This window comes from Micromonospora sp. WMMD737, assembly GCF_049179055.1.
Classification (GTDB): Bacteria; Actinomycetota; Actinomycetes; order Mycobacteriales; family Micromonosporaceae; genus Micromonospora; species Micromonospora reichwaldensis.
Genome location: NZ_JBMHMH010000001.1, coordinates 7,388,628 through 7,409,779, shown reverse-complemented (window position 1 = coordinate 7,409,779; position 21,152 = coordinate 7,388,628). Strand labels below are relative to the sequence as shown.

The 21,152-nt window shown below is 74.8% G+C and carries 21 protein-coding genes and 1 riboswitch; of the genes, 3 read left to right on the top strand and 18 right to left on the bottom strand.

Translation table 11 applies throughout. The features are described 5' to 3' along the window. Positions 1 to 75: 75 nt before the first annotated feature. The 9 genes from argC to ACN27A_RS32815 all read right to left on the bottom strand — a co-directional run bounded on the left by argC (position 76) and on the right by ACN27A_RS32815 (position 9,038). Positions 76 to 1,077: an N-acetyl-gamma-glutamyl-phosphate reductase gene (gene argC, locus ACN27A_RS32855; protein ID WP_421458296.1), complete on the bottom strand. Its 1,002-nt coding sequence runs from the start codon at positions 1,075 to 1,077 to the stop codon at positions 76 to 78. 174 nt (positions 1,078 to 1,251) lie between these two features. After that, the gene (gene pheT, locus ACN27A_RS32850; RefSeq protein WP_421458295.1) at positions 1,252 to 3,798 is read right to left on the bottom strand and encodes a phenylalanine--tRNA ligase subunit beta; all 2,547 of its coding nucleotides are present in this window, start codon (positions 3,796 to 3,798) and stop codon (positions 1,252 to 1,254) included. A 39-nt stretch (positions 3,799 to 3,837) separates the two neighbouring features. Continuing rightward, complete coding sequence (pheS, locus tag ACN27A_RS32845; protein WP_357579118.1) at positions 3,838 to 4,917, bottom strand: phenylalanine--tRNA ligase subunit alpha; 1,080 nt, start codon at positions 4,915 to 4,917, stop codon at positions 3,838 to 3,840. Positions 4,918 to 5,127: 210 nt separating this feature from the next. After that, positions 5,128 to 5,973: a TrmH family RNA methyltransferase gene (locus tag ACN27A_RS32840; RefSeq protein ID WP_421458294.1), complete on the bottom strand. Its 846-nt coding sequence runs from the start codon at positions 5,971 to 5,973 to the stop codon at positions 5,128 to 5,130. Positions 5,974 to 6,005: 32 nt separating this feature from the next. After that, entirely contained in the window at positions 6,006 to 6,398 is a 393-nt protein-coding gene (rplT, locus tag ACN27A_RS32835) for a 50S ribosomal protein L20 (protein ID WP_030335718.1), read from the bottom strand. 31 nt (positions 6,399 to 6,429) lie between these two features. Beyond that, entirely contained in the window at positions 6,430 to 6,624 is a 195-nt protein-coding gene (gene rpmI / locus ACN27A_RS32830) for a 50S ribosomal protein L35 (protein ID WP_007458415.1), read from the bottom strand. 19 nt (positions 6,625 to 6,643) lie between these two features. Continuing rightward, positions 6,644 to 7,267 carry a translation initiation factor IF-3 gene (infC, locus tag ACN27A_RS32825; protein WP_089000940.1) on the bottom strand — a complete coding sequence of 208 codons (624 nt, stop codon included), beginning with the start codon at positions 7,265 to 7,267 and terminating at the stop codon, positions 6,644 to 6,646. A gap of 336 nt (positions 7,268 to 7,603) precedes the next feature. Next, positions 7,604 to 8,077 carry a PH domain-containing protein gene (locus ACN27A_RS32820; protein ID WP_421458293.1) on the bottom strand — a complete coding sequence of 158 codons (474 nt, stop codon included), beginning with the start codon at positions 8,075 to 8,077 and terminating at the stop codon, positions 7,604 to 7,606. A gap of 70 nt (positions 8,078 to 8,147) precedes the next feature. After that, complete coding sequence (locus ACN27A_RS32815; protein WP_421458292.1) at positions 8,148 to 9,038, bottom strand: Crp/Fnr family transcriptional regulator; 891 nt, start codon at positions 9,036 to 9,038, stop codon at positions 8,148 to 8,150. A gap of 176 nt (positions 9,039 to 9,214) precedes the next feature. On the opposite strand from ACN27A_RS32815, the gene ACN27A_RS32810 reads away from it, so the two are divergent. The 3 genes from ACN27A_RS32810 to ACN27A_RS32800 are packed head-to-tail and all read left to right on the top strand — an operon-like array spanning position 9,215 to position 13,169. After that, positions 9,215 to 10,063 carry a hypothetical protein gene (locus tag ACN27A_RS32810; RefSeq protein WP_421458291.1) on the top strand — a complete coding sequence of 283 codons (849 nt, stop codon included), beginning with the start codon at positions 9,215 to 9,217 and terminating at the stop codon, positions 10,061 to 10,063. Further along, positions 10,060 to 12,342, top strand: a complete 2,283-nt coding sequence (locus ACN27A_RS32805; protein ID WP_421458290.1) for a hypothetical protein — start codon at positions 10,060 to 10,062, stop codon at positions 12,340 to 12,342. Before ACN27A_RS32810 ends, ACN27A_RS32805 begins: the two co-directional genes overlap by 4 nt. Continuing rightward, on the top strand, positions 12,339 to 13,169 hold the full coding sequence (locus ACN27A_RS32800; RefSeq protein ID WP_421458289.1) for a hypothetical protein: 831 nt from the start codon (positions 12,339 to 12,341) through the stop codon (positions 13,167 to 13,169). The genes ACN27A_RS32805 and ACN27A_RS32800 overlap by 4 nt, the downstream gene beginning before the upstream one ends. A gap of 39 nt (positions 13,170 to 13,208) precedes the next feature. Here ACN27A_RS32800 and ACN27A_RS32795 read toward each other — a convergent pair whose 3' ends face one another. The 9 genes from ACN27A_RS32795 to ACN27A_RS32755 all read right to left on the bottom strand — a co-directional run bounded on the left by ACN27A_RS32795 (position 13,209) and on the right by ACN27A_RS32755 (position 21,151). Next, on the bottom strand, positions 13,209 to 14,246 hold the full coding sequence (locus ACN27A_RS32795; RefSeq protein WP_421458288.1) for a DMT family transporter: 1,038 nt from the start codon (positions 14,244 to 14,246) through the stop codon (positions 13,209 to 13,211). Continuing rightward, positions 14,243 to 15,088 carry an ATP phosphoribosyltransferase gene (hisG, locus tag ACN27A_RS32790; RefSeq protein WP_132240187.1) on the bottom strand — a complete coding sequence of 282 codons (846 nt, stop codon included), beginning with the start codon at positions 15,086 to 15,088 and terminating at the stop codon, positions 14,243 to 14,245. Before hisG ends, ACN27A_RS32795 begins: the two co-directional genes overlap by 4 nt. A 45-nt stretch (positions 15,089 to 15,133) precedes the next feature. Next, the gene (locus ACN27A_RS32785; protein WP_088947482.1) at positions 15,134 to 15,397 is read right to left on the bottom strand and encodes a phosphoribosyl-ATP diphosphatase; all 264 of its coding nucleotides are present in this window, start codon (positions 15,395 to 15,397) and stop codon (positions 15,134 to 15,136) included. 106 nt (positions 15,398 to 15,503) lie between these two features. Then, positions 15,504 to 16,001 (bottom strand): 6,7-dimethyl-8-ribityllumazine synthase, encoded by a 498-nt coding sequence (gene ribH / locus ACN27A_RS32780; protein ID WP_421458287.1) that lies wholly within the window; start codon positions 15,999 to 16,001, stop codon positions 15,504 to 15,506. A gap of 2 nt (positions 16,002 to 16,003) precedes the next feature. Beyond that, positions 16,004 to 17,269 (bottom strand): bifunctional 3,4-dihydroxy-2-butanone-4-phosphate synthase/GTP cyclohydrolase II, encoded by a 1,266-nt coding sequence (locus tag ACN27A_RS32775; protein WP_421458286.1) that lies wholly within the window; start codon positions 17,267 to 17,269, stop codon positions 16,004 to 16,006. Between the two features lie 67 nt (positions 17,270 to 17,336). Next, on the bottom strand, positions 17,337 to 18,035 hold the full coding sequence (pnuC, locus tag ACN27A_RS32770; RefSeq protein WP_421458285.1) for a nicotinamide riboside transporter PnuC: 699 nt from the start codon (positions 18,033 to 18,035) through the stop codon (positions 17,337 to 17,339). Next, on the bottom strand, positions 18,035 to 18,715 hold the full coding sequence (locus ACN27A_RS32765) for a riboflavin synthase (RefSeq protein ID WP_421458284.1): 681 nt from the start codon (positions 18,713 to 18,715) through the stop codon (positions 18,035 to 18,037). Before ACN27A_RS32765 ends, pnuC begins: the two co-directional genes overlap by 1 nt. A 1-nt stretch (position 18,716) precedes the next feature. Further along, positions 18,717 to 19,778, bottom strand: a complete 1,062-nt coding sequence (gene ribD / locus ACN27A_RS32760) for a bifunctional diaminohydroxyphosphoribosylaminopyrimidine deaminase/5-amino-6-(5-phosphoribosylamino)uracil reductase RibD (RefSeq protein ID WP_357579345.1) — start codon at positions 19,776 to 19,778, stop codon at positions 18,717 to 18,719. Positions 19,779 to 19,938: 160 nt separating this feature from the next. Next, a riboswitch (FMN riboswitch) is annotated at positions 19,939 to 20,113 on the bottom strand. A gap of 81 nt (positions 20,114 to 20,194) precedes the next feature. After that, on the bottom strand, positions 20,195 to 21,151 hold the full coding sequence (locus ACN27A_RS32755) for a GGDEF domain-containing response regulator (protein ID WP_121395205.1): 957 nt from the start codon (positions 21,149 to 21,151) through the stop codon (positions 20,195 to 20,197). Position 21,152: the final 1 nt, after the last annotated feature.

Genomic DNA, 21,152 nt, shown 5'->3' with positions numbered 1-21,152 from the left:
TTCGTGGCTACGGAACTCACGGTGCGACTCCTTCGTTCGCGGCTGCGGGGCTCCGCTGCGCTGCACTCCTCACGCTCACGGCGCGACTCCCCAGACGGACAGGCCCGTCGTCTCCGGCAGGCCGCACATCAGGTTGGCGTTCTGCACGGCCTGGCCGGCGGCGCCCTTGCCGAGGTTGTCCAGCGCGCTCAGCACGATCATCCGGCGGGAGTCGACGTCGACCGTGGCCTGCAGGTGGCAGGAGTTGGAGCCGAGGGTGGCGGCGGTGTGCGGCCAGGCCCCCTCGGGCAGGACGTGCACGAAGGGCGCGTCCGCGTACGCCTCGGCGAGCACCGCCCGCGGGTCGACGCCCCGGGCCGGCACCGCCGTCACGGTGGCGAGGATGCCCCGGGGCATCGGCGCGAGCACCGGAGTCAACGACAGGCCGGTCGCGCCGGTGGCCTGCTTGATCTCCGGGACGTGCTGGTGGGTGCCCACGCGGTAGGGCGACAGGTCGCCCATCACCTCGCTGCCGAGCAGGTGCGGCTTCGCCGCCTTGCCGGCGCCGGAGGTGCCGGAGGCGGCGACGACCACCACGTCGGCCGGGGAGGCGGCGCCGGCGGCGATCAGCGGGGCGAGGGCCAGGATGATCGCGGCGGCGTAGCAGCCGGTGTTGGCGACCCGGGTGGCGCCGGCGATCAGCTCACGCTGGCCGGGCAGCTCGGGCAGGCCGTAGGTCCACGGGCCGGCGTGCGTGCCGCCGTAGTAGTTGGCCCAGGCGTAGGGGTCGGCGAGCCGGTGGTCGGCGCCCAGGTCGACGACCCGGACCTCGGGCGGCAGCTGGGCCGCCAGGGCCGCCGACTGGCCGTGCGGCAGGGCCAGGAAGACCAGGTCCGCGTCGGCCAGCGTCGCCGCGTCCGTCTCGCCGAGGATCAGGTCCAGGCCGGCGAGCTGCGGGTGTACGACGTCGAGCCGGTGCCCGGCCTGGCTGTGCGCCGTGGCGGCGACCAGCTCGAACTCCGGGTGCCCGGCGACCAGGCGGATCAGCTCGCCCCCGGCGTAGCCGCTCGCCCCGGCGACCGCGACTCGGATACCCATCCCCACCTCCGCATGACTATGCAGAGGAGGCTAGCAAGCGACGACACTCCTCTGCAAGTTCATGCAGTCGACTGCATGGGAATGAGGCTGGCCCGATCGCGCTCCCACCCCCCTGAGGAGCCGGGGAACGACGAGGGCTCCTCCCGCGCCGGCGGAAGGAGCCCTCGTCGTCAGTCAGGCGCCGCGCAGGGTGGCGCCGAAGCGTTCCGCGGCGCGGGCGACCGCCGCGTCCCGGGCGGCCACCGCCTCCTCCACGGTCAGCGTCCGGTCCGGGGCCCGGAAGGTGAGCTTGTACGCCAGCGACCTGCGCCCCTCGCCGAGCTGCTCCGAGGCGTACACGTCGAACAGGCGCACCTGCTCCAGCAGCCCGCCGGCGCCCTCGACGAGGGCCTGCTGCACCTGCGCCGCGGGCACCGAGGCGTCCACCACCAGCGCCACGTCGATCAGCGCCGGGGGGAAGCCCGAGACCACCGGCCCGGACGCCACCGGGGCGGCCGGCAGCGCGTCCAGGTCCAGTTCCATGGCGCTGGTGCGCCGGGGCAGCTCCAGCGCCGCCACGACCGCCGGGTGCAGCTCGCCGGCGTGCCCGACCACGGTGCCGTCGACCAGCAGCTCGGCGCAGCGGCCGGGGTGCCAGGGGGCGTACTCGGCGGCCCGGACCTCGATCCGGTGCGTGGGGACGTCGGCGGCGGCGAGCACGTCGCGGCCGGCCTCCACGGCGTCCGCCCAGCCGGCCGGGCGGCCCGCGCCCCACCAGCCGGCCGGCTCGACGTCGCCGGTCAGCACGACGGCGACGTGCCGGGGCTGGTCGGGCACCACCGCGTCGGCGGCGGCGAACTCCTCGTCGGTGGGTCGCCGGTCCACGCCCATCGCCGGCGGGCGGCCGGCGTCGGGACGCGGATGGAACACCGCGCCGATCTCGTAGAGGGCGAGGTCGCGCTGGCCCCGGCCGAGGTTGCGCTTCGCGATGCCGAGCAGCGGGCCGAGCAGCGTGGTGCGCAGCAGCGGCTCCTCCTCCGACAGCGGGTTGGCCAGTCGCACCGCGCTCCGGCGCGGGTCGTCGGCCGGCAGCCCGAGCTGGTCGGCCAGCCCGGGGGCGACGAACGGGTGCGCGAGCACCTCCACGTACCCCCGCTCGGCGAGCGACCGGGCCACGGCCCGGCGGCGGCGCTGCTGCCAGGTCAGGCCGCGCCCGGGCGGCGCGGTCGGCAGCACGGACGGCACCCTGTCGTACCCGTCGAGGCGGACCACCTCCTCGACCAGGTCGGCCGGGTCGGTCAGGTCGGGACGCCACGTCGGCGGGGTGACGCTGAGCGCGTCCCCGGTGCCGGCGGCCACGCCGACCTCGCCCGGGTCCTCGGCCAGCCGGTCGGTGCCCTGGGCCACCGTGCAGCCGACCTGCTCCAGCAGGGCGGCCACCCGCGCGGGCGGGTAGTTCACGCCGATCCGCTGGCTCGGCAGGTCGGCCGGCAGGACGACCGGGGTACGCGGCCGGACGTGGTCGATGTCGAGGATCTCGTCACCGGCCGCGCCGCCCGCGTGCTCGGTGAGCAGCCGGACCGCCCGCGCGACGGCCACCAGCGGCAGGGCCGGGTCGACGCCCCGCTCCCACCGCTTCGCCGCCTCGCTGAACAGCTTGTGCCGGCGGGCGGTGCGCCCGACCATCACCGGGTCCCAGTGGGCGGCCTCGAAGAGCACGTTCGTCGTCCCGGCGACGACCTCGCTGGTCTCGCCACCCATCACGGCGGCCAGCGAGATCGGGCCGGTCTCATCGCAGATGACCATGTCCTCGGGCGCGAGGGCGCGGGTGACCCCGTCCAGGGTCGTCAGCTTCTCCCCCGTCTCGGCGCGGCGGACCACCAGCGGCCCGGCGATCCGGTCGGCGTCGAAGGCGTGCATCGGCTGGCCCAGTTCGAGCATCACGTAGTTGGTGATGTCGACAGGCAGCGAGATGCTGCGGATGCCGGCGACGGTGAGCCGCCGCTGCATCCAGCCGGGGGTCGGCGCCGTCGGGTCGACGCCGCGCACGAGGCGGGCGGCGAACCGGTCGCAGCCGACGGTGTCGCGCACCTCGACCGGGTACGCCGGCTCGGCGGTGCCGCCGGGCGCGGGCGCCAGGCCCGGGTCGCGGAACGGCACGCCGAGGGCGTGCGACAGCTCCCGGGCCAGGCCACGGACGCTCATCGCGTACCCCCGGTCGGGGGTGATCTCCACGTCGACCACGACGTCGTCGAGGCCGACGACGGGCCGCGCGTCGTCGCCCGGCTTGGCCGGGGTGTCCCGGGGCAGCACGACGATGCCGTCGTGGTCGTCGCCCAGGCCCAGCTCCCGCGCGGAGCAGATCATGCCGTGGGAGTTGCGCCCGTACGTCTTGCGCGCGCCGATGGCGAAGCCGCCGGGCAGCACGCCGCCGGGCAGGATCACCACGACCCGGTCGCCGGGGGCGAAGTTGCGCGCCCCGCAGACGATCTCCTGCGGCTCGCCGGTGCCGTTGGCGTCGCCGACGTCGACCCGGCAGAACCGGATCGGCTTCTTGAAGCCGGTCAGCTCCTCGATCTCGCGTACCTCACCGACCACCAGCGCACCGGTGACGGTCTCCCGCAGGTCCGCCACGGACTCGACCTCGATGCCGAGGCCGACCAGGGCCTGCTCCAGGTCGCCGGCGGGCAGGTCGGCCGGGAGGTCGACGTACTCCCGCAGCCAACTGACAGAAACTCGCATGACTCAGACCACCGTCTCCATGACTCGTACCCGCATCGCCTACGCCCCGACCCCGAACGCGCGGGTGAACCGCACGTCGCCCTCGGCCATGTCCCGCATGTCGCTGACCCCGTGCCGGAACATCACCGTCCGGTCGATGCCCATGCCGAACGCGAATCCGGAGTAGACCTCGGGGTCGATGCCGCAGGCGCGCAGCACCCGCGGGTTGACCATGCCGCAACCGCCCCACTCGACCCAGCGCGGGCCGTCGCGGTGCTCCGGGAACCAGACGTCGAACTCGGCCGACGGCTCGGTGAACGGGAAGTAGTGCGGCCGGAAGCGGGTCTTCGCGCCCTCGCCGAACATCGCCCGGGCGAAGTGGTCCAGGGTGCCGCGCAGGTGCGCCATGGTGATGCCCCGGTCGACAACGAGCCCCTCCACCTGGTGGAAGACCGGCGCGTGGGTGGCGTCCAGCTCGTCGGTGCGGTAGACCCGGCCCGGCACGATCACGTAGATCGGCGGCTTGCGGGTCAGCATGGTGCGCGCCTGCACCGGCGAGGTGTGGGTGCGCAGGACGAGGCCGGAGCCCTCCGTGCCCTCCGGCGGCGCGACGTGGAAGGTGTCCATCAGGCCACGCGCCGGGTGGTCGGCGGGGATGTTCAGGGCGTCGAAGTTGGTCCACTCCAGCTCGACCTCGGGCCCCTCGGCCACCTCGTAGCCCATGCCGACGAACAGGTCGCTGACCTGCTCCATCAGGGTGCTGATCGGGTGCCGGGCGCCCCGGGGCCGCCGGTCGTGGGGCAGCGTCACGTCGACGCGCTCCTCCACCAGCACCCGTTGCGCCTGCTCCCGGTCCAGAACCTCCTGGCGGGCCGCGTACGCGGCGTCGATGGCGCGGCGGGCCTCGTTGACCCGCTTGCCGGCGTCGGACTTGGCGGCCGGCGGCAGCGCGCCGATCTCGCGGCGGGCCAGCGAGACCGGGGACCGGTCGCCGAGGTGCGCCGGGCGCAGCGCGGTCAGCGCGTCCGGGTCACCGGCCTCGGCGAACGCCTTCTCGGCGGCGGCGACGGCCTCGGCCAGGGCGGCCGGGTCGAGCAGGGCGACCTGCTTCGGGTCGTACGGATCGTTGCGGTAGCTCATGGCGTACGGGCACTCCCTCACGGCGGCGCCAGCCCTCACGGGCGGCGAAGCGAGTCTACGGACGCGCGGCTGTGCCGCAGCCCGCCGGTGGGAGTTGTGCGGGGAGCAGGTCAGGCCCGCCGCCCGCCGACACCGGCGGGCTGGCTAAACGAACGCCGTGGCGCGTTCATGGGCGGACGGTCTCCCCTGCGATCTGTCTCGACGGCCGGGTCACGACCGCCGCTGTGCTCTCGCCGAAGCGTACAGGCAGACGGCGGCGGCCGCAGCCAGGTTGAGGCTCTCGGCGCGCCCGTGCAGGGGCACCCGGACCCGGGCGTCGGCGGCGGCGGTGAGCGCCTCGGGCAGGCCGTGCGCCTCCGCGCCGAAGAGCCAGGCCGTGGGAGCGGCGAGCCGCCCGTCGTCGGCGAGGTCGTCGAGGTCGTCCTCGCCGTAGCCGGTGGTGGCGAGCACGGTGAGCCCGGCGGCGCGCAGCGCCGCGACGACCTCCACCGGGTCGGGCGCGCGGACCACGTCGACGTGGAAGAGGCTGCCGGCCGAGGCCCGCACGCACTTGCCGTTGTACGGGTCGACGGCCTCGCCGGCGAAGACCACCGCACCGGCGCCCGCGGCGTCGGCGGTGCGCAGCACGGTGCCGGCGTTGCCCGGGTCGCGGATCCCGGCGAGCACGGCCACCAGGCGGGGCCCGTCGGCCAGGGCCCGCTCCAGCGGCACGTCGAGGTGTCGGCAGACGGCGACGAGGCCCTGCGGGGCGACGGTCTCGGCCAGCGCGGCGAGCGCCTCGTCGGTCGCCTCGGAGACGGGCACGTCGGCACGGGCCGCGACGGCGGCCAGGTCGGCGTGCCGGTCCAGGGCGGCGGGCGTACCGAAGAGTTCGGTGACCACCCCTGGGCGGGCCAGGGCCTCGCGGACCGCCTGCGGCCCCTCGGCCAGGAAGCGGCCGGCGGCCTCGCGGTCCCGGCGGCGCTGCAACCGGCGGGCGGCGACGACCCTGGGGGTACGCGGGGTGAAGGGGCCGGAGACAGCGTCGAGGCGTCTCCCGCGCGATGGTGACTGCATGGGAGACGCCTCGATCTGCTGGTGCGCGGGGATCAGGCGGCCTGGGCCGCCGCGCCGCCGGTGCCCTCGGCCGCGACCGCGGCCCGGGCCAGCTCGACGATCGCCGCGAAGGCGGCGGCGTCGTTGACGGCCAGGTCGGCCAGGATCTTGCGGTCGACCTCGATGCCGGCCAGGCGCAGGCCCTGGATCAGGCGGTTGTAGGTCATCCCGTTGGCGCGGGCGCCCGCGTTGATCCGCTGGATCCACAGCTGCCGGAAGTCGCCCTTGCGGTCGCGACGGTCCCGGTAGGCGTACTGCATCGAGTGCAGCACCTGCTCCTTGGCCTTGCGGTAGAGGCGGGAGCGCTGACCGCGGTAGCCGCTCGCGGTCTCCAGCAGGGTACGACGCTTCTTCTGGGCGTTCACAGCCCGCTTGACGCGTGCCATCTCAACTCCTAATTACGTAAGGTGGCGCGCGTCAGCGGCCGAGCAGCTTCTTGATGCGCTTGACATCGGCCTTGGCCAGCACCACGGTGCCGGTCAGCCGACGGGTCTGGGTGGAGGGCTTCTTCTCCAGGTTGTGCCGGAGGCCGGCCTGCTGGGCAACGATCTTGCCCTTGCCGGTCACCTTGACCCGCTTGCCCATCCCCGTGTGGCTCTTCATCTTCGGCATGTGGAACGTCTCTCCCCTGTTACTCGCCGCTGTTGTCGGCGACGGTGCCGGTGTCACCGGCCGCTGCGGGCTCGCCGGCCGGGGCGCCCTCGGCGTCCCGCTCCCGCGGCCCGCCCCGGGTGGCCGTGGCGGCGACCGCGGCGGCCTTGGTGGCGCGGTGCGGCGCGAGCACCATGATCATGTTTCGACCGTCCTGCTTCGGAGCGGCCTCGACGTACCCCAGCTCCGAGATCTCCGACTCGAGCCGGCGCAGGAGCCGGTAACCCAGCTCCGGGCGGCTCTGCTCGCGACCGCGGAACATGATCGTCACCTTGACCTTGTCGCCCGCCTTGAGGAACCGCACCACGTGACCCTTCTTGGTCTCGTAGTCGTGCGGGTCGATCTTCGGGCGGAGCTTCATCTCCTTGATGACGGTCTGCTGCTGGTTACGCCGCGCTTCGCGCGCCTTCAGTGCGCTCTCGTACTTGAACTTGCCGAAGTCCATGAGCTTGCACACCGGCGGGCGCGCCATCGGCGCAACCTCGACCAGGTCCAGGTCGACGTCCGCGGCCAGCTGAAGGGCGCGCTCCAGCGGGACGATGCCCACCTGCTCACCCTCGGGGCCGACCAGTCGGACCTCACGTGCCCGGATCTGCTCGTTCACGCGTGGTTCGACGCTGATGGGGCCTCCTCGAGTCGGAATCTCTACGTGGCCGACCCTCGCGGCTCCCGGGTGGGAGCCGACCCGGAAAGCAGAAGGCCCCGGCGCATGCCAGGGCCCGCTCGACCGGTCGGCACGATCACATGATCGCGCATCCGGTGCCGGGACGTGCCCGGAACCGGTGACCGGACCCGGCCACCGTGGTGGCGACTCGGGTGGGAGCAGGCGCTCCTCTTTCACGGCTGCACGCACGGGCGCGATGCGCACACACGAAGACAGCCTGGTCGACTTGGTAACACTACACCCTCGCCCGGACACCCTCCCAACCGGGCACCCGGATCAGCGGCCGGCGGCGCCCTCGGTGAGCCGGGCCTGGTGCGCCTGGTGCAGCCGGCGCAGGGCGCGGACCCCCTCGACGGCCCGCTCCTTGTCGGCGGCCTGGAGGGCGACCATCGGCAGCAGGTCGTCGTCGTGCAGCTCCAGGCTGGCCCAGGGCGCGCCCCGGTCGAAGCGGACCCCCCGGACGACCTCCCACGGCAGCTCGTACGAGCCGACGAGGTTACGCACGCGCACCCCCGACGCGTTCGCGTCGACCCGGGGACGGGTGAAGATCAGGACGGCGAGCGCGCCGAGGACGCCGAGCCCGACCATCGCGATCTGGTCGCCCCGCTGGAAGCTGCCGTAGCCGTTGCCCGTCGCCCCGCTCAGCGAGGTGGCCAGGAGGCTGAACACCACGAACAGCACGGCCGCGCAGGCCCAGCAGACCACTCGGATGCGGCGGGGGCGCAGGTGGACGGACTCGGTTTCGCTCACCCCACCAGTCTGCCACCCGGTCCCGGCCGTTCCCGCGCCGCCACACGTACCGCCCCCGCCCGGCACCCCGTCAGTCCTCCCCGGCCTCCAGCTCGCCCATCCGCCGCAGCCGGGGCAGATCGCGGACGGTGATCCGGCGGTAGTCCGTGTCGACCAGGCCCTCCGTGCGCAGGTCACGCAGGGCCTTCTGGATGGAGGTCTCGGCGGCGCCACAGATGCTGGCGAGCTCGGGCTGGGTGAGCCGCACGTCGATGACCACCCCGTCGCGGACCTGGCGGCCGTGGGTGCGGCAGAGCTCGGCGACGACCCGGGCGACCCTGATCTTCACCGGGTAGGAGGTGAAGTCGATGCGCCGCCGGTTGGACCAGCGCAGCCGGTCCGACACCATCGCCGCCAGCTCCAGCGCGGCGTCCGGGTGCTCCTTGAGGAACATCTTGAACCGGTCGGGCTGGATGACCCGGTACGTCGCCGGCCCGCAGGTGGTGACGCTCGCCGAGCGGGGCCGGTCGTTGAGCGCCGACATCTCGCCGACGAGGTCGCCACCGACGCGCAGGGCCAGCAGCGCCGCCCGCCCGTCCGGAAGGATCGCGGTGACCTTCGTCAGCCCCTCCTCGAGCAGCACCAGGTGCGACTCCCGTACGCCCTCGTGGATGACGATCTGTCCGGGCGGGACCCGCCGGCGCACCCCCAGCTCCAGCAGGGCGGCACGAACCGGGGGGCCGAGCCGTTGCAGGAACGTGCCGTACGGCCAGGTGACGTCGGACAGTTCGGCTGGTCGTCGCATCAGCGCTCTCATCCTCCTCGGCCAGCGACAGCCGTCGAAGCGTAGCCGCCCCTGCGCGTAGCGCGACGCCCGCAGGCGCAGGGCGGCGGCGACGGCGAGCTGGACGATCACCCACGCCAGCAGGACGCCCGGCGGCCAGCCGACCGCGAGCAGCAGCTCCATCAGCCCGATCCTCATGCGACCAGGACACCGGTCCGCCGCGTGCCGGACCCCCGAACAGGACGGGATGACGCCCCACCGACAGTTCCGGACGATGCCGTACTTCTACGGGGTTCCGCCGGGCCCGCCCCGGTTCGATGTCCCCTGCGGTGCCCGCCTGTGGGGCGGGTCGGGCGACGAAGGGCGGCACGACGATGCGACATCCCGAGCGACGACTGTTGATCTCCGTGGACATGGAGCGGTACAGCCGGCGCACCAACCTCCAGCAGTACGAGGCGCAGAAGCACTTCCGGGAACTGCTGCACGAGGCGGCCGGCGACGTCGGCCTGGACCGGGTCGCCTGGACGACGCAGCAGGCCGGCGACGGCGAGCTGGCGATCCTCCCCCGCGACGTGGCCGAGTCCCGGGTCATCGGCCGCTTCGTACCGGAGCTGAACAGGCGGCTGCGCAGCTACAACAGCAGCCGGGTGCCGGCCGCCCGGATCCGCCTGCGGGTCGCCGTCCACCAGGGACTCGTCCACCTCGACGGGGCCAACGGCTTCCCCGGCAACGCCGTCGTCCTCGTCTGCCGGCTGTGCGAGGCGGCCCCCGTGAAGCGGGCCCTGGCGGCCTTCCCCGAGGCCGGGGTGGCGCTGGTCGTGTCGGCGGAGATCTACCGCGACGTCGTCACCGAGTACCCGGAGGAGATGCGCCCCGAGCGGTTCCGGCGGGTCGAGGTGGCCCACCCGGACAAGGGGTTCCGGGAGGACGCCTGGTTCTGCGTCGTGGACGAGGACATGTCCGCACTGCCGGCGGCGGAGGACGCCGGTACGCCTTCCCCGGCACCCGGCTCCGCGGCGACGCCGCCCGCTCCGGGAGGCGGGGCCCCGGGTGGGGAGCCGCCGGAGTCCCCGCCGACCCGGACGCCGCCGGGCGCGGGTGACATCCGCACGGGTGACATCCGGGTCGACGGCCAGAACGCGATCGGGCACGGCGCCACGGCGATCGGTTCCGTCGGGCGCGACCTGACCTTCGGTGGCGGACAGGAGGGCCGGGCACGGTGACCGCGCCCCACTTCCCGTACCCGCCCGTCGTCGGCGACGACGACGACGCCGACCCGGACGGGCCCCGGGACGCCCCCGGTGACGACGGGTACGACCGTCCCACGGAAGGCCCGGCGGCGGGCCCGGACCAGGACCCGCCGGACGGGCGGACGGACCCGGCGGCGGGGACCGGGCCGTCGGAGGGCGGCGAGGCGGACGAGCCGGAGGAGCCGCTCGATTCGGCGGACGTCATCCGCGGACTGGCCGACCTGCTCGGCGGCGCCACGATCGGCCTCGGCGACGTGCGGGTACGGGGCCAGAACGCCACCGGGCACGGCGCCGTCGCGATCGGCACCGTCAACGTGACCACCGCGGGAGCCGACGGCACGGGGCGGATCTGGTACGAGAGCCTGAGCGGGAACGACGTCGGGGAACTGGCGCAGGGGTACGCGCCGACGTCCAGCGACCAGCAGCTCGACCGCCACCTCAAGCGCCGCCACCTGGTGTGCCTGTCCGGCCCGTCCGCCAGCGGCCGGTTCACCTCCGCCGTCCTCGCCATCGCCCGCCGGCACGGGCTCGACCGCGCCTGCGTCCTCGGCGCGGAACAGCCCGCCGACCTGCTCGGGTCGAGCGAACGGTTGCCCGCCGGACGCGGATACGTGCTCCGACTCGCGGACAGCGCGGCGAACGCCGTCGACGGGTTCACCCTCGTGGCGCTCGCGGCCCGGGCCGAAGCGACCGGCATGACGCTGATCCTGGTCGGGGACTTCTCCCGGCGCGGTCAGGACCTCGCCGGCCACGTCGTGGAGCATCGGGTGCCACCGGCGGTCGAGGTGTTCCGGGCGCGGCTGCGCCAGCAGCTGGCCGGGCTCTGCGTCGGCTGGTGCCCGGACGGATGCGACGGCACCTGCGTGGAGCGGTACGTCGACGACGAGTGCGTCACCCATCCGCTGCTCTCGGCCTACCTCGCCGGCGAGCCCCGGCCGGGCGAGGTGGTGCCCGTCGTGGAGCTGATCGCCCGGACGGTGCCGCACGGCCCCGCCCTGACCGAGCGGTTGGAGCAGCTGCTCCCCCGCCAGCTGCGGGAGCGCGCGGCGCAGATCCTCGACGCCGGCCGACCCGACGGCCCGGACGGGGTCGACGCCTGGGCGGCCGACCGGGCCCGCGCCTTCCGGCTGACCTGCGCCGTCCTGGCCGGGCAGCCGGTGGCAGAGATCGACCAGGCGGCCCGACGGTTGGCCGGGACCGACCTCACCGGGACCGCCTCCGTGGGACCCCGGCTGCGCGGCCCCGAACTGGACTCGCTCCTCGGGTCGACGCTGCGCCAGGCCGTCGTCGTGCTCGGCGACGAACGCGCCGCGGGGGGCCGGCGGATCGAGTTCGGCGCCGGCAGCGAGCAGCTGCGTTCGACGTTGCTCGAGGTCGCCTGGACGGACTGGTGGCTGCCCGGGCAGCTGCTCGGCTGGCTGGCGGACCTGGTCCGCTCCGACGTGCCGGGGATCCGGCAGGCCGCCGCGGGCGCCATCGGCTGGTCGGCCGGGCGGGACGTGCGGGCAGCCCTGGAGACGGTCGGCGACCTGGCCCGGGAACGGCGGGCGGGCGTCCGGCAGGCCGCCGCCATCGTGCTGGTCGCCATGGCGATGCAACCCGGCCTGCGCCAGCGCGTACGGACCGAACTCGACCAGTGGGCCGCCGGACCGGCGGCGCACCTGCGGGACACCGTCGCGCGGGCGTACGGCCTCGGACTGGCCCGCCTCTGGCCCGACGCCGCCCTCGTGCAGTTGCGCCTGGTGGCGCAGGCCCGCATGCAGCGGCGGAACAACTCCGTGGTCCGGGGCTTGGTCGAGGTCTACCGGGACGGCCACGCGGCCACGCTCGTGCCGGAGCTGGTCGACTGGACGTCCGACGACCCGGAGGTGCGGCTGCACGCGGCGCGGACCCTGCGCGTCCTCGCCGACCGCTGGGCCGAGCCGCCCAGGGAGCACTGGCCGGAGCTGCTGGACCTCGTCCGGCGGCGGATCGTCAGCCCGGGCGACGTGGCCGCGCTCTGGGCCGTGGCGCTGGGCATGCCGCAGACGGCCTACCGCTCGTGGCGGACGCTCGGCTTCTGGCTGAACCGGGCGGACGGCAATCCCGAGGTCGCGGCCCACTGCGTGGCCCTGCTCCGGCACGTGATCGCCGGTCGGCCGCCGCTGCGGCACCGCCTCGACCACCAGGTCCGCCACGTCTGGCGGCCCATCATGCCGCGCAACGAACTGCTCGACGCCGTACACGCACTCATCGACGAGGACCTGTCATGACGACTCACCCCACCGGGCCACCCCCCACGGCAGCGTTCGTACCGCCCCAGCCGGAGCGCCGCCGCTGGTGGCACGCCTTCTTCCCGCCTGTCGAACCGGTCCCTCCCGCCGGGCCACCGGCGCCCCCGGTCCCCGACACGGTGACGTTCCGCCACGACGTGCCGCAGCCGATCCTGGTCCCGGCCAGGGGCGACGCCTTCGACTTCCGGCTGCACGCCGTCTACAACTGGACCGCGCAGAACATGCCCTACGAGGCGCTGCGGCTGCGGGCCGAGCGGTACCTCGCCTGGGCGGGTGGCATCGTCCGCGAGCGGGCGGTGGATCTGGCCCGCCAGTACGAGCCGCACCGCTCGCACGACCTGGAGCGGGCGCTCAACGACCGGCTGGCCGGCCAGCGCTGGCCCCGCGAGGGTTCCCAGCCCTACTTCTGGGTGCAGGTGCGGGTCAGCCCGGACGAGCGGGTACGGGAGCGGCTGCGGCCGTACTGGGAGCAGCGGATCAAGCTCGAGTGCGACCACGAGCTGGAGAAGATCAGGGCCCAGCAGGCCGACGAGCTGACCCGCCGGTGGTGCGCCGTGCTGCAGAGCCTGGAGGACGATCCGGTCACCGCGCACGCGGCCCGGCTGACCGGTGAACAGTTCGCGGAGGTCTTCCGCCGGTACGTCGAGGAGCGCCGGGGGACGGTACCGGACCTGGTGCAGCTGCTGCGGGAGGCCGTGCGGGGGCACGGCGACCTCGGCATGGGGCCGTCGGAGTACACCGAGGCGTGGGACGCGGCGATCCGGACGTACGAGCGACGGCACGGGCTCTCCGAGCGGACGAACTGACCGACGGGCCCCTCCCGCGTACCGCCGGATCGTCGGCGCCTACCCCGGCGTCGCTGATCCGGCGGTCGCGGCGGGGGTGCCCGGACCGGCAGCGGGCGGCACGGCGTCGCGCGGACCGCGCCGGCCGGCCCCTCGGCCGGCGACCAGGGCGGCCGCCAGGGTGAGCAGCGCGCCGGCCAGCACCGGCAGCCGCAGGCCGGGGCCGCCCGGCAGCAGCGCGTCCAGCAGCAGGGCGCCGCCCAGCTGGCCGGCGACCAGGGCGAGCCCGGTGCGCAGCACGCCGACCGCGGGGACCCCGACCAGCAGGGCGGCCACGATGACGACGCCGAGCAGGCCGCCGGTGTAGAGGTACCAGTCGTCCGGCCAGGTCGGGCCCGGCCCGGTGACGGCGCCGGCCAGCGCCGCGACCAGCAGCACGACGGGCGTGGCCGTGGCGAAGTTGACCACCATCCCGGCGGCGGCCGAGCTGGCGGCGGAGACCCGCGCGTTCAGCGCGGACTGGAGCGCGACACCGAGCCCGCCCGCCACGGCGAGCAGGACCAGGCCGAGGGCGAGGTCGCCGACGGGCTGGCCGAGCTGGGCCAGCGTCACGGCGGTCACGCCGAGCAGCGCGCCAGCCACCCGGGGCGGGGTGAGCGCCAGCCGCCCCACCGGCGCCAGCCCGGCCCGGTCGACGGCCAGCCCGCCGAGGCTGCCGCCGGCGACCTGGGCGATGGTGAAGACCGCCACCCCGAGCACCGGCACGATGTACGCGCCGGCCAGCACGATGCCCGCGCCGCCGAGCCCGCCCAGGTACGTCCACCAGGGCAGCCGGGCCCGACGCAGCGCGGCCAGGCCGGTGCGCGCCGAGGGCAGCGCCAGGACCCCGAGGCCGACCAGCAGCGCCCCGCCGAGGTTGTTGACCACCGCGCCCAGGGTCGCGTTGCCGGCCCGCTCGCCCAGCTCGGCGTTGGCCGCGCCCTGGGCCGCCGAGGCGACGCCGGCGAGGGTGACCAGGGTCAGCGCCACCCACGGCGGCAGGGCGCGCGACACCGGGGACGGCGCCGGGGCACCCGCCGCCGTGGGCGAACGGCTCACAGCCGGCAGGCGTGGATGTTGGTGACCAGGATCGCGCGGGCCCCGAGCTCGTACAGTTCGTCCATGATCCGGTGCACGTCGTCGCGGAGCACCATCGCCTGCACCGCCACCCAGCCCTCGCGGTGCAGCGGGGAGACGGTCGGCGACTCGATGCCCGGGGTCAGCGAGCTGGCCCGGTCGAGCAGGCCGGCCGGCACGTCGTAGGCGAGCATCACGTAGCGGCGGGCGACCAGCACCCCGTGCAGCCGGCGCAGCAGCTGCGCGGCCTGCGGGTGGGCCTCGGCGTCGGCGCGGCGGACCAGCACCGCCGACGAGCGCAGCAGCGGCTCGCCGAAGACCACCAGGCCGGCCTGGCGCAGCGTGGTGCCGGTCTCGACCACGTCGGCGACCACGTCGGCGACGCCCAGCCGGATGGCGTTCTCCACCGCGCCGTCGAGGCGGGTCACCTCGGCCTTGACGCCCAGCTCCGCGAGGTGCCGCTCGACGAGCCCCGGGTACGCGGTGGCGATCCGGTGCCCGCCCAGCTCCCGCACGTCGTCGACGTCCTCCGGGCGGGCGGCGAAGCGGAAGGTGGCCCGGCCGAAGTCGAGATCCATGACCTCCTCGGCCGGCGCGCCGGAGTCGATCAGCAGGTCCCGGCCGGTGATCCCGACGTCGAGGTCGCCGGAGCCGACGTAGGTGGCGATGTCCTTCGGGCGCAGGTAGAAGAATTCGACGTCGTTGGGCTCGTCCCGGCAGACCAGATCCTTCGGGTCGGTGCGCTGGCGGTAGCCCGCCTCGCGCAGCATCTGGGCGGCCTTCTCGGCCAGGGCGCCCTTGTTCGGAATGGCGACACGCAGCATGACGGAGTGCTCCTTCGATCGAAACTGATCAACGACGGGGCGCACTCACAGATGTCGGTAGACGTCCTTCAGGTCGAGGCCGCTGGCCAGCATCAGCACCTGGACCTGGTAGAGCAGCTGGGAGATCTCCTCGGCGGTGCGTTCCGGCCCCTCGTGCTCGGCGGCCATCCACGACTCGGCCGCCTCCTCGACGACCTTCTTGCCGATGAAGTGCACGCCCTTCTCGAGCGCGGCGACCGTGCCCGAGCCGGGGGTGCCCGCGGCGGCCTTGGCCTGCAGCTCGGCGAACAACTCCTCGAACGTCTTCACGCCGCGATTCTTCCAGCCGCCCCGACGGCGCCGGTGCGCCGGGTCAGGCCCCGCTCACCGACCGGGAACGCGGCACGGCGGCGGCGCGGTCCCGGTCGGTCGGATGTCAGCCGCCGGAGCCGACCCGGTGGCCGTTGCTGGCGAGGGCGCGGATGGTCAGGGCGGCGTCGAGGGCGGCGACGGTGGCCGACCAGCCCTTGTCCTCCGCCGAGCCGGGCAGCCCGGCCCGGTCCCGGGCCTGCGCGAGGGTGTCGACGGTCAGGACGCCGTGCGCGACCGGCTTGCCCTCGTCCAGCGCCACCCGGGTCAGCCCGTCGGTGACCGAGCGGCAGACGTAGTCGAAGTGGGCGGTGGCGCCGCGGATCACCACGCCGAGCGCGACCACCACGTCGCAGCGCCGCGCGAGGGCCTGGGCCACCACGGGCAGCTCGACCGAGCCGGCCACCCGGGCGGTGACCGCCCGGGCTCCGCACGCCTCGGCGGCGGCGACCGCCCGGTCGAGCATGTGGTCGGTCAGCTCGCCGTGCCAGCGCGCCGCGACGACGCCGACGGTCATCCCGGCGGCGTCCACCGCCGTCACGCCCGGTTCACCGAAACCCGCCATGCCTACGCTCCGATCTCGTCGCCGAGGACCGGGCGGCCCATCGGGGCCTCGGTCACCTCGTCCAGCTCGTCCAGCAGGTGCCCCATCCGGTCCCGCTTGGTGCGCAGGTAGCGCACGTTCTCCGGGTGCGGGCGCACCGGCAGCCCCTCGCGGCCGGTGACGGTCAGCCCGTAGCCCTCCAGGCCGGCACGCTTGGCCGGGTTGTTGGTGAGCAGCCGCATCGAGCGCACCCCGATGTCGTAGAGGATCTGCGCGCCGGTGCCGTAGTCGCGGGCGTCGGCTGGCAGGCCCAGGTCGAGGTTGGCGTCGACCGTGTCCCGGCCCTGGTCCTGGAGCTGGTACGCCTGCAGCTTGTGCAGCAGGCCGATGCCGCGCCCCTCGTGGCCGCGTACGTAGAGCACGACGCCCCGCCCCTCCCGGGCGACCCGGTCCAGGGCGGCGTCGAGCTGCGGCCCGCAGTCGCAGCGCACCGAGCCGAACACGTCCCCGGTGAGGCACTCGGAGTGCACCCGCACCAGCACGTCGCGCCCGTCGCCGATCTCGCCCGTGACCAGGGCCACGTGCTCGGCCGAGTCGTGCTCGCTGCGGTAGCCCAGGGCCCGGAACACGCCGTGCCGGGTGGGCATCCGGGCGTCCGCGACCCGCTCGACCTGCTTCTCGGTCCGCCGCCGGTACGCGACCAGGTCGGCGATGGTGACCAGGGTCAGGGCGTGCTCGGCGCAGAACTTCTCCAGGTCGGGCACCCGCATCATGGTGCCGTCGTCGTTGACCAGCTCGCAGAGCACGCCGGCGGGGCGCAGCCCGGCCAGCCGGGTCAGGTCGATCGCGGCCTCGGTGTGCCCCGGCCGGCGCAGCACGCCGCCCTCGCGGGCCCGCAGCGGCACCACGTGCCCGGGCCGGGCCAGGTCGGCCGGGCCGGTGCCGGGGTCGGCGAGCAGCCGGATGGTGTGCGCCCGGTCGGCGGCGGAGATGCCGGTGCCGATCCCTTCCCGGGCGTCCACGGTCACCGTGTAGGCGGTGCCGCGCCGGTCCTGGTTGGTGTGGTGCTGCGGCGGCAGGTCCAGCCGGTCGCACTCGCTCTCGGTCAGCGGCGCGCAGATGTAGCCGGACGTGTGGCGCACCATGAAGGCGAGCAGCTCCGGCGTCGCCAGCTCGGCGGCGAAGATCAGGTCGCCCTCGTTCTCCCGGTCGGCGTCGTCGACCACGACGACGGGCCGGCCGGCGGCGATGTCCGCCACCGCCTGCTCGATGCTCGCAAAGGTGGTCATGCCGGCACTCCGCTTCGCTCCGTGCCGCCATGAGGCACCACCACACTGAGCCTGATGATTCGCTCGCTCATGCCACGGCCTCCGAGTAGGTCGACGGGATCGGGGCGGGCGCCGGGCGGGCGGCCCGCGAGGTGCGCCACCAGGCGACCAGGCCCCAGGCGCAGAACGCGCCGTAGACGAGGTACATGGCGGCCGAGGGGTAGAACCCGCCGCGCAGCAGCAGCGGCACGCCGACCGCGTCGACGGCGATCCAGATGAGCCAGAAGTCCACCCAGCCGCGCGCCATGCCGTACGTGGCGAGCAGGCTGCCGGTGAGGATCCAGGCGTCCGGCAGCGGCCCCCAGGAGCCGAGCGCGGCGAGCAGCGGGTACGCCGCGGCGGTGCCGATCCCGGCCGCGGCCAGCAGGCCGAGCCGTTCCCGGCCGGTGGCCCAGCGGGGCGCCACCGCGACCCCGTCGCCGTCGCCGCCGTGGCGGCGGTTGCGCGACCAGCGCCACCAGCCGTAGACGCTGAGCGAGAAGAAGAAGACCTGCCGGCCCGCCTGCCCGTAGAGGTCGTGCGCCTGCGGCGTGACGAAGACGCCGCCCAGGAAGACCGTGAACAGCAGCGCGTTGCCGATCATGCCGACGGGCCAGGCCCAGACCAGCCGGCGCAGGCCGAACACCGCCGACGCCAGCCCGAAGCCGTTGCCGACGATCTCCCGGACCAGCACCGGCGACCCGGCGATGTCGACCTGCGCGTGGAGCAGCCAGCCGAGCGGGCCCATCAGGCCGCCCCGCCCGTCGTGGCGACGCCCGGCAGACCCGCGACCGGCAGCCCGGGCGGGCCGGCGTCGGGGACGGCGGGATCGGCCAGCCGGGCGCCGAGCAGCCGCTCGACGTACTTGGCGAGCACGTCCACCTCGAGGTTGACCGGGTCGCCGACGCCCCGGGCGCCGAGGGTGGTCAGCTTCAGCGTGGTCGGGATCAGGCCGACCGCGAACCAGTCCGGGCCGACCCCGGAGACGGTCAGCGAGACGCCGTCGACCGTGATCGAGCCCTTCTCCACCACGTACCGGGCGAGGGCGGCGGGCAGCCGGAACCGGACCGTCTCCCACTGCGCGGCCGGCTCGCGGGCGATCACCTCGCCGACGCCGTCGACGTGCCCCTGCACGAGGTGCCCGCCGAGGCGGCTGCCCAGCGCGGCGGCCCGCTCCAGGTTGACCGGATCGCCGGCCCGCAGCGCGCCCAGCGCGGAGCGGCGCAGCGTCTCCCCCATCACGTCCGCGGTGAAGGTCCCGTCGGAGACGTCGACCACGGTCAGGCAGACGCCGTTGACCGCGATCGAGTCGCCGTGCCGGGCGTCCGAGGTGACCAGCGGGCCGCGGACCGCGACCAGCGCCGAGTCACCCGCCGTCTTCGTGATCCGGACGACCTCACCCAACTCCTCGACGATGCCGGTGAACATGTCAGCCCTCCCTCTTCCGGGGCAGCGCGGTGATCCGCAGGTCGGGTCCGACCTGCGTGACGTCGACGAACTCCAGGTCGATGGCCTCGGCGATGGTGTTCACCCCGGCGTCGACCAGGGCGGTCGGGCCGGCGCCGAGCAGCCGGGGCGCGACGTAGCCGACGATCTTGTCGACCAGGCCGGCGGCCAGGAAGGCGCCGGCCAGCTTCGGGCCGCCCTCCAGCAGCGCGGCGCGGATCCCCCGCCCGTGCAGCGCGGCGAGCAGCGCCGGCAGGTCGACCCGGCCGTCGGGCCCGGTGCCGACCTCCGCCGCGGTGGCGATCCACGTGCGCGCCGCGCCGTCGCGGACGCGGGCGTCGGCAGGCGTACGGCCCTCGGTGTCCACCACGACCCGCAGCGGCTGCCGGATGGCGAGCGTGCCGTCGCGCAGGTTGCGGGCGGTGAGCCGGGGGTCGTCGGCGAGGACCGTGCCGACGCCGGCGAGCACCGCGTCGACGGTGCCGCGCAGCGCGTGCACGTCCATCCGGGCGGCCTCGGAGGTGATCCACATGCTGGTGCCGTCGGCCGCCGCCGACCGGCCGTCCACCGTCGCGGCGAACTTCCAGATCACGTACGGCCAGCCCCGGCGCATCGAGGTGAGCCAGGCGACGTTGCCGGCCTCCGCCTCGCACGCGCGTACCCCCGTGTCGACCTGGATCCCGGCGGCGCGCAACGTGGCGGCGCCCCCGGTGGCGAGGGGGTTGGGGTCGGGCACGGCGATGACGACCCGCGCGACGCCGGCGCGCACCAGCGCGGTGCTGCAGGGGCCCGTGCGACCGGTGTGGTCGCAGGGTTCCAGGGTGACCACGGCGGTGCCGCCACGGGCCCGCTCCCCCGCCTGGGCGAGCGCGACGATCTCGGCGTGCGGCCCCCCGGCGTAGGCGTGGAACCCCTCGCCGACCACCTGCCCGTCGGCGTCGAGCAGCACGCAGCCGACCACCGGGTTGGGGCTGGTCGTGCCGAGACCGCGCGCGGCGAGTTCCACCGCGCGACGCATCGCCTCGTCCACGGAGACGCCGGCCATGCCCTGCCCTCTCACTCGCCGATCGACGCGCGGGCGGGCACGGGAGGCAACGGCATGGGGCCGCGAGCGTGCGGCGGCGGAGATCCGGGTACGGCGGGGCCGCCCCGGGGGGCGCGCACGGCACGCTGAGGCCAGCGGCCGGGCAGGGCCCGTCCGTCCCGCGCGCTGTCTCCCATCCGGACTGTCTGGGGGCGGGGTTTTCCCGCTCCCAACCGTCGGCCCCGGAATCTCACCAGGTCCACCGGGCGGCACGAGGCCGACCGGGTCGCGGGCTTACCACGGTCACACCGTGGATCACCGCCGGTTCGGAATTACACCGAGTCCCGCCAGCGCGTGGTGGGTACACGGGAAGTGTTACACGCCGGACGGGGGGTCGTGCCACCCGGGCGTGGTACTTCACAGCAACAGCGCACGAATCAGGTAACCCCGCGCCGGCGGTCCACCGCCACGTACGAGCCGGGTTGACTCTTGGCCACCGTCTTCATCTCCGACGCGACCGCGATCGCCTCCAGCGGGTCGGTGAACCGCTTGCCGGAGTCGGAGAGGGAGACGCCGATCGACAGGGTGACCAGGGCGGCCCGCCGGATGTTGCCCCGGCGGTCCTTCAGCTCCACGTAGCCGCGCGCGGCGTCGACCGGGTCGTAGAGCGAGTCGGCGGCCTTCTCGAAGTCGGCGGAGACCCGGGAGGTGAGCGGCCGGACCTGCTCCGGGGCGCAGACGATGACGAAGTCGTCCCCGCCGACGTGTCCCAGGAAGGCCGGCGGCAGCCCGACCGAGACCACCGCCCGGTGCAGGCTGCGGGCCAGGGCCGAGATGAAGTCGTCGCCGCGGACGAAGCCGTACCGGTCGTTGACGCTCTTGAACCGGTCGATGTCGATGTAGCCGACCGCGTAGTCGACCCCGCTGCGGACGCGGTCGGAGATCTCCCGGCGGATCCGGCTGTTGCCGGGCAGCCCGGTCAGCGGCGAGACCTCGCGGAACTCCTTGTTGCGGCGCAGCGTGGAGCTGACCCGGGCGACCAGTTCGGCGGTGTCGAAGGGCTTGACCAGGTAGTCGTCGGCGCCGGCGCTGAGCCCGTGCACCTTGTCCACCGTCATGCCCTTGGCGGTCAGCATGATCACCGGCAGGGCGGAGGTCATCGGGTCGGCACGCAGCCGCCGGGTCAGTTCCAACCCGTCGATGCGCGGCATCATCAGGTCGACCACCGCCAAGTCGGGTCGCTGGCGCTCGATCACCTCGAGCGCCTCCTGCCCGTCGCTGGCGTGGATCACCTCGAAGCCGTGCAGCCGGAGGTTGAACGCGACGAAACGCGCGATGTCCTCGTCGTCGTCCACGACGAGGATGACGTCCGGACGGTCGCCGGCCGGTTCCACG

Coding starts and splice junctions, on each gene's coding strand:
- ACN27A_RS32810 (WP_421458291.1), top strand. CDS start 9,215: ATGCGACATCCCGAGCGACGACTGTTGATCTCCGTGGACATGGAGCGG.
- pheS (WP_357579118.1), bottom strand. CDS start 4,917: ATGAGCTACCGCAACGATCCGTACGACCCGAAGCAGGTCGCCCTGCTC.
- hisG (WP_132240187.1), bottom strand. CDS start 15,088: ATGCTGCGTGTCGCCATTCCGAACAAGGGCGCCCTGGCCGAGAAGGCC.
- ACN27A_RS32800 (WP_421458289.1), top strand. CDS start 12,339: ATGACGACTCACCCCACCGGGCCACCCCCCACGGCAGCGTTCGTACCG.
- ACN27A_RS32775 (WP_421458286.1), bottom strand. CDS start 17,269: ATGACCACCTTTGCGAGCATCGAGCAGGCGGTGGCGGACATCGCCGCC.
- ACN27A_RS32815 (WP_421458292.1), bottom strand. CDS start 9,038: ATGAGGATCGGGCTGATGGAGCTGCTGCTCGCGGTCGGCTGGCCGCCG.
- rplT (WP_030335718.1), bottom strand. CDS start 6,398: ATGGCACGCGTCAAGCGGGCTGTGAACGCCCAGAAGAAGCGTCGTACC.
- rpmI (WP_007458415.1), bottom strand. CDS start 6,624: ATGCCGAAGATGAAGAGCCACACGGGGATGGGCAAGCGGGTCAAGGTG.
- ACN27A_RS32840 (WP_421458294.1), bottom strand. CDS start 5,973: ATGCAGTCACCATCGCGCGGGAGACGCCTCGACGCTGTCTCCGGCCCC.
- pnuC (WP_421458285.1), bottom strand. CDS start 18,035: ATGGGCCCGCTCGGCTGGCTGCTCCACGCGCAGGTCGACATCGCCGGG.
- ribH (WP_421458287.1), bottom strand. CDS start 16,001: ATGGCGGGTTTCGGTGAACCGGGCGTGACGGCGGTGGACGCCGCCGGG.
- pheT (WP_421458295.1), bottom strand. CDS start 3,798: ATGCGAGTTTCTGTCAGTTGGCTGCGGGAGTACGTCGACCTCCCGGCC.
- argC (WP_421458296.1), bottom strand. CDS start 1,077: ATGGGTATCCGAGTCGCGGTCGCCGGGGCGAGCGGCTACGCCGGGGGC.
- ribD (WP_357579345.1), bottom strand. CDS start 19,778: ATGGCCGGCGTCTCCGTGGACGAGGCGATGCGTCGCGCGGTGGAACTC.
- ACN27A_RS32765 (WP_421458284.1), bottom strand. CDS start 18,715: ATGTTCACCGGCATCGTCGAGGAGTTGGGTGAGGTCGTCCGGATCACG.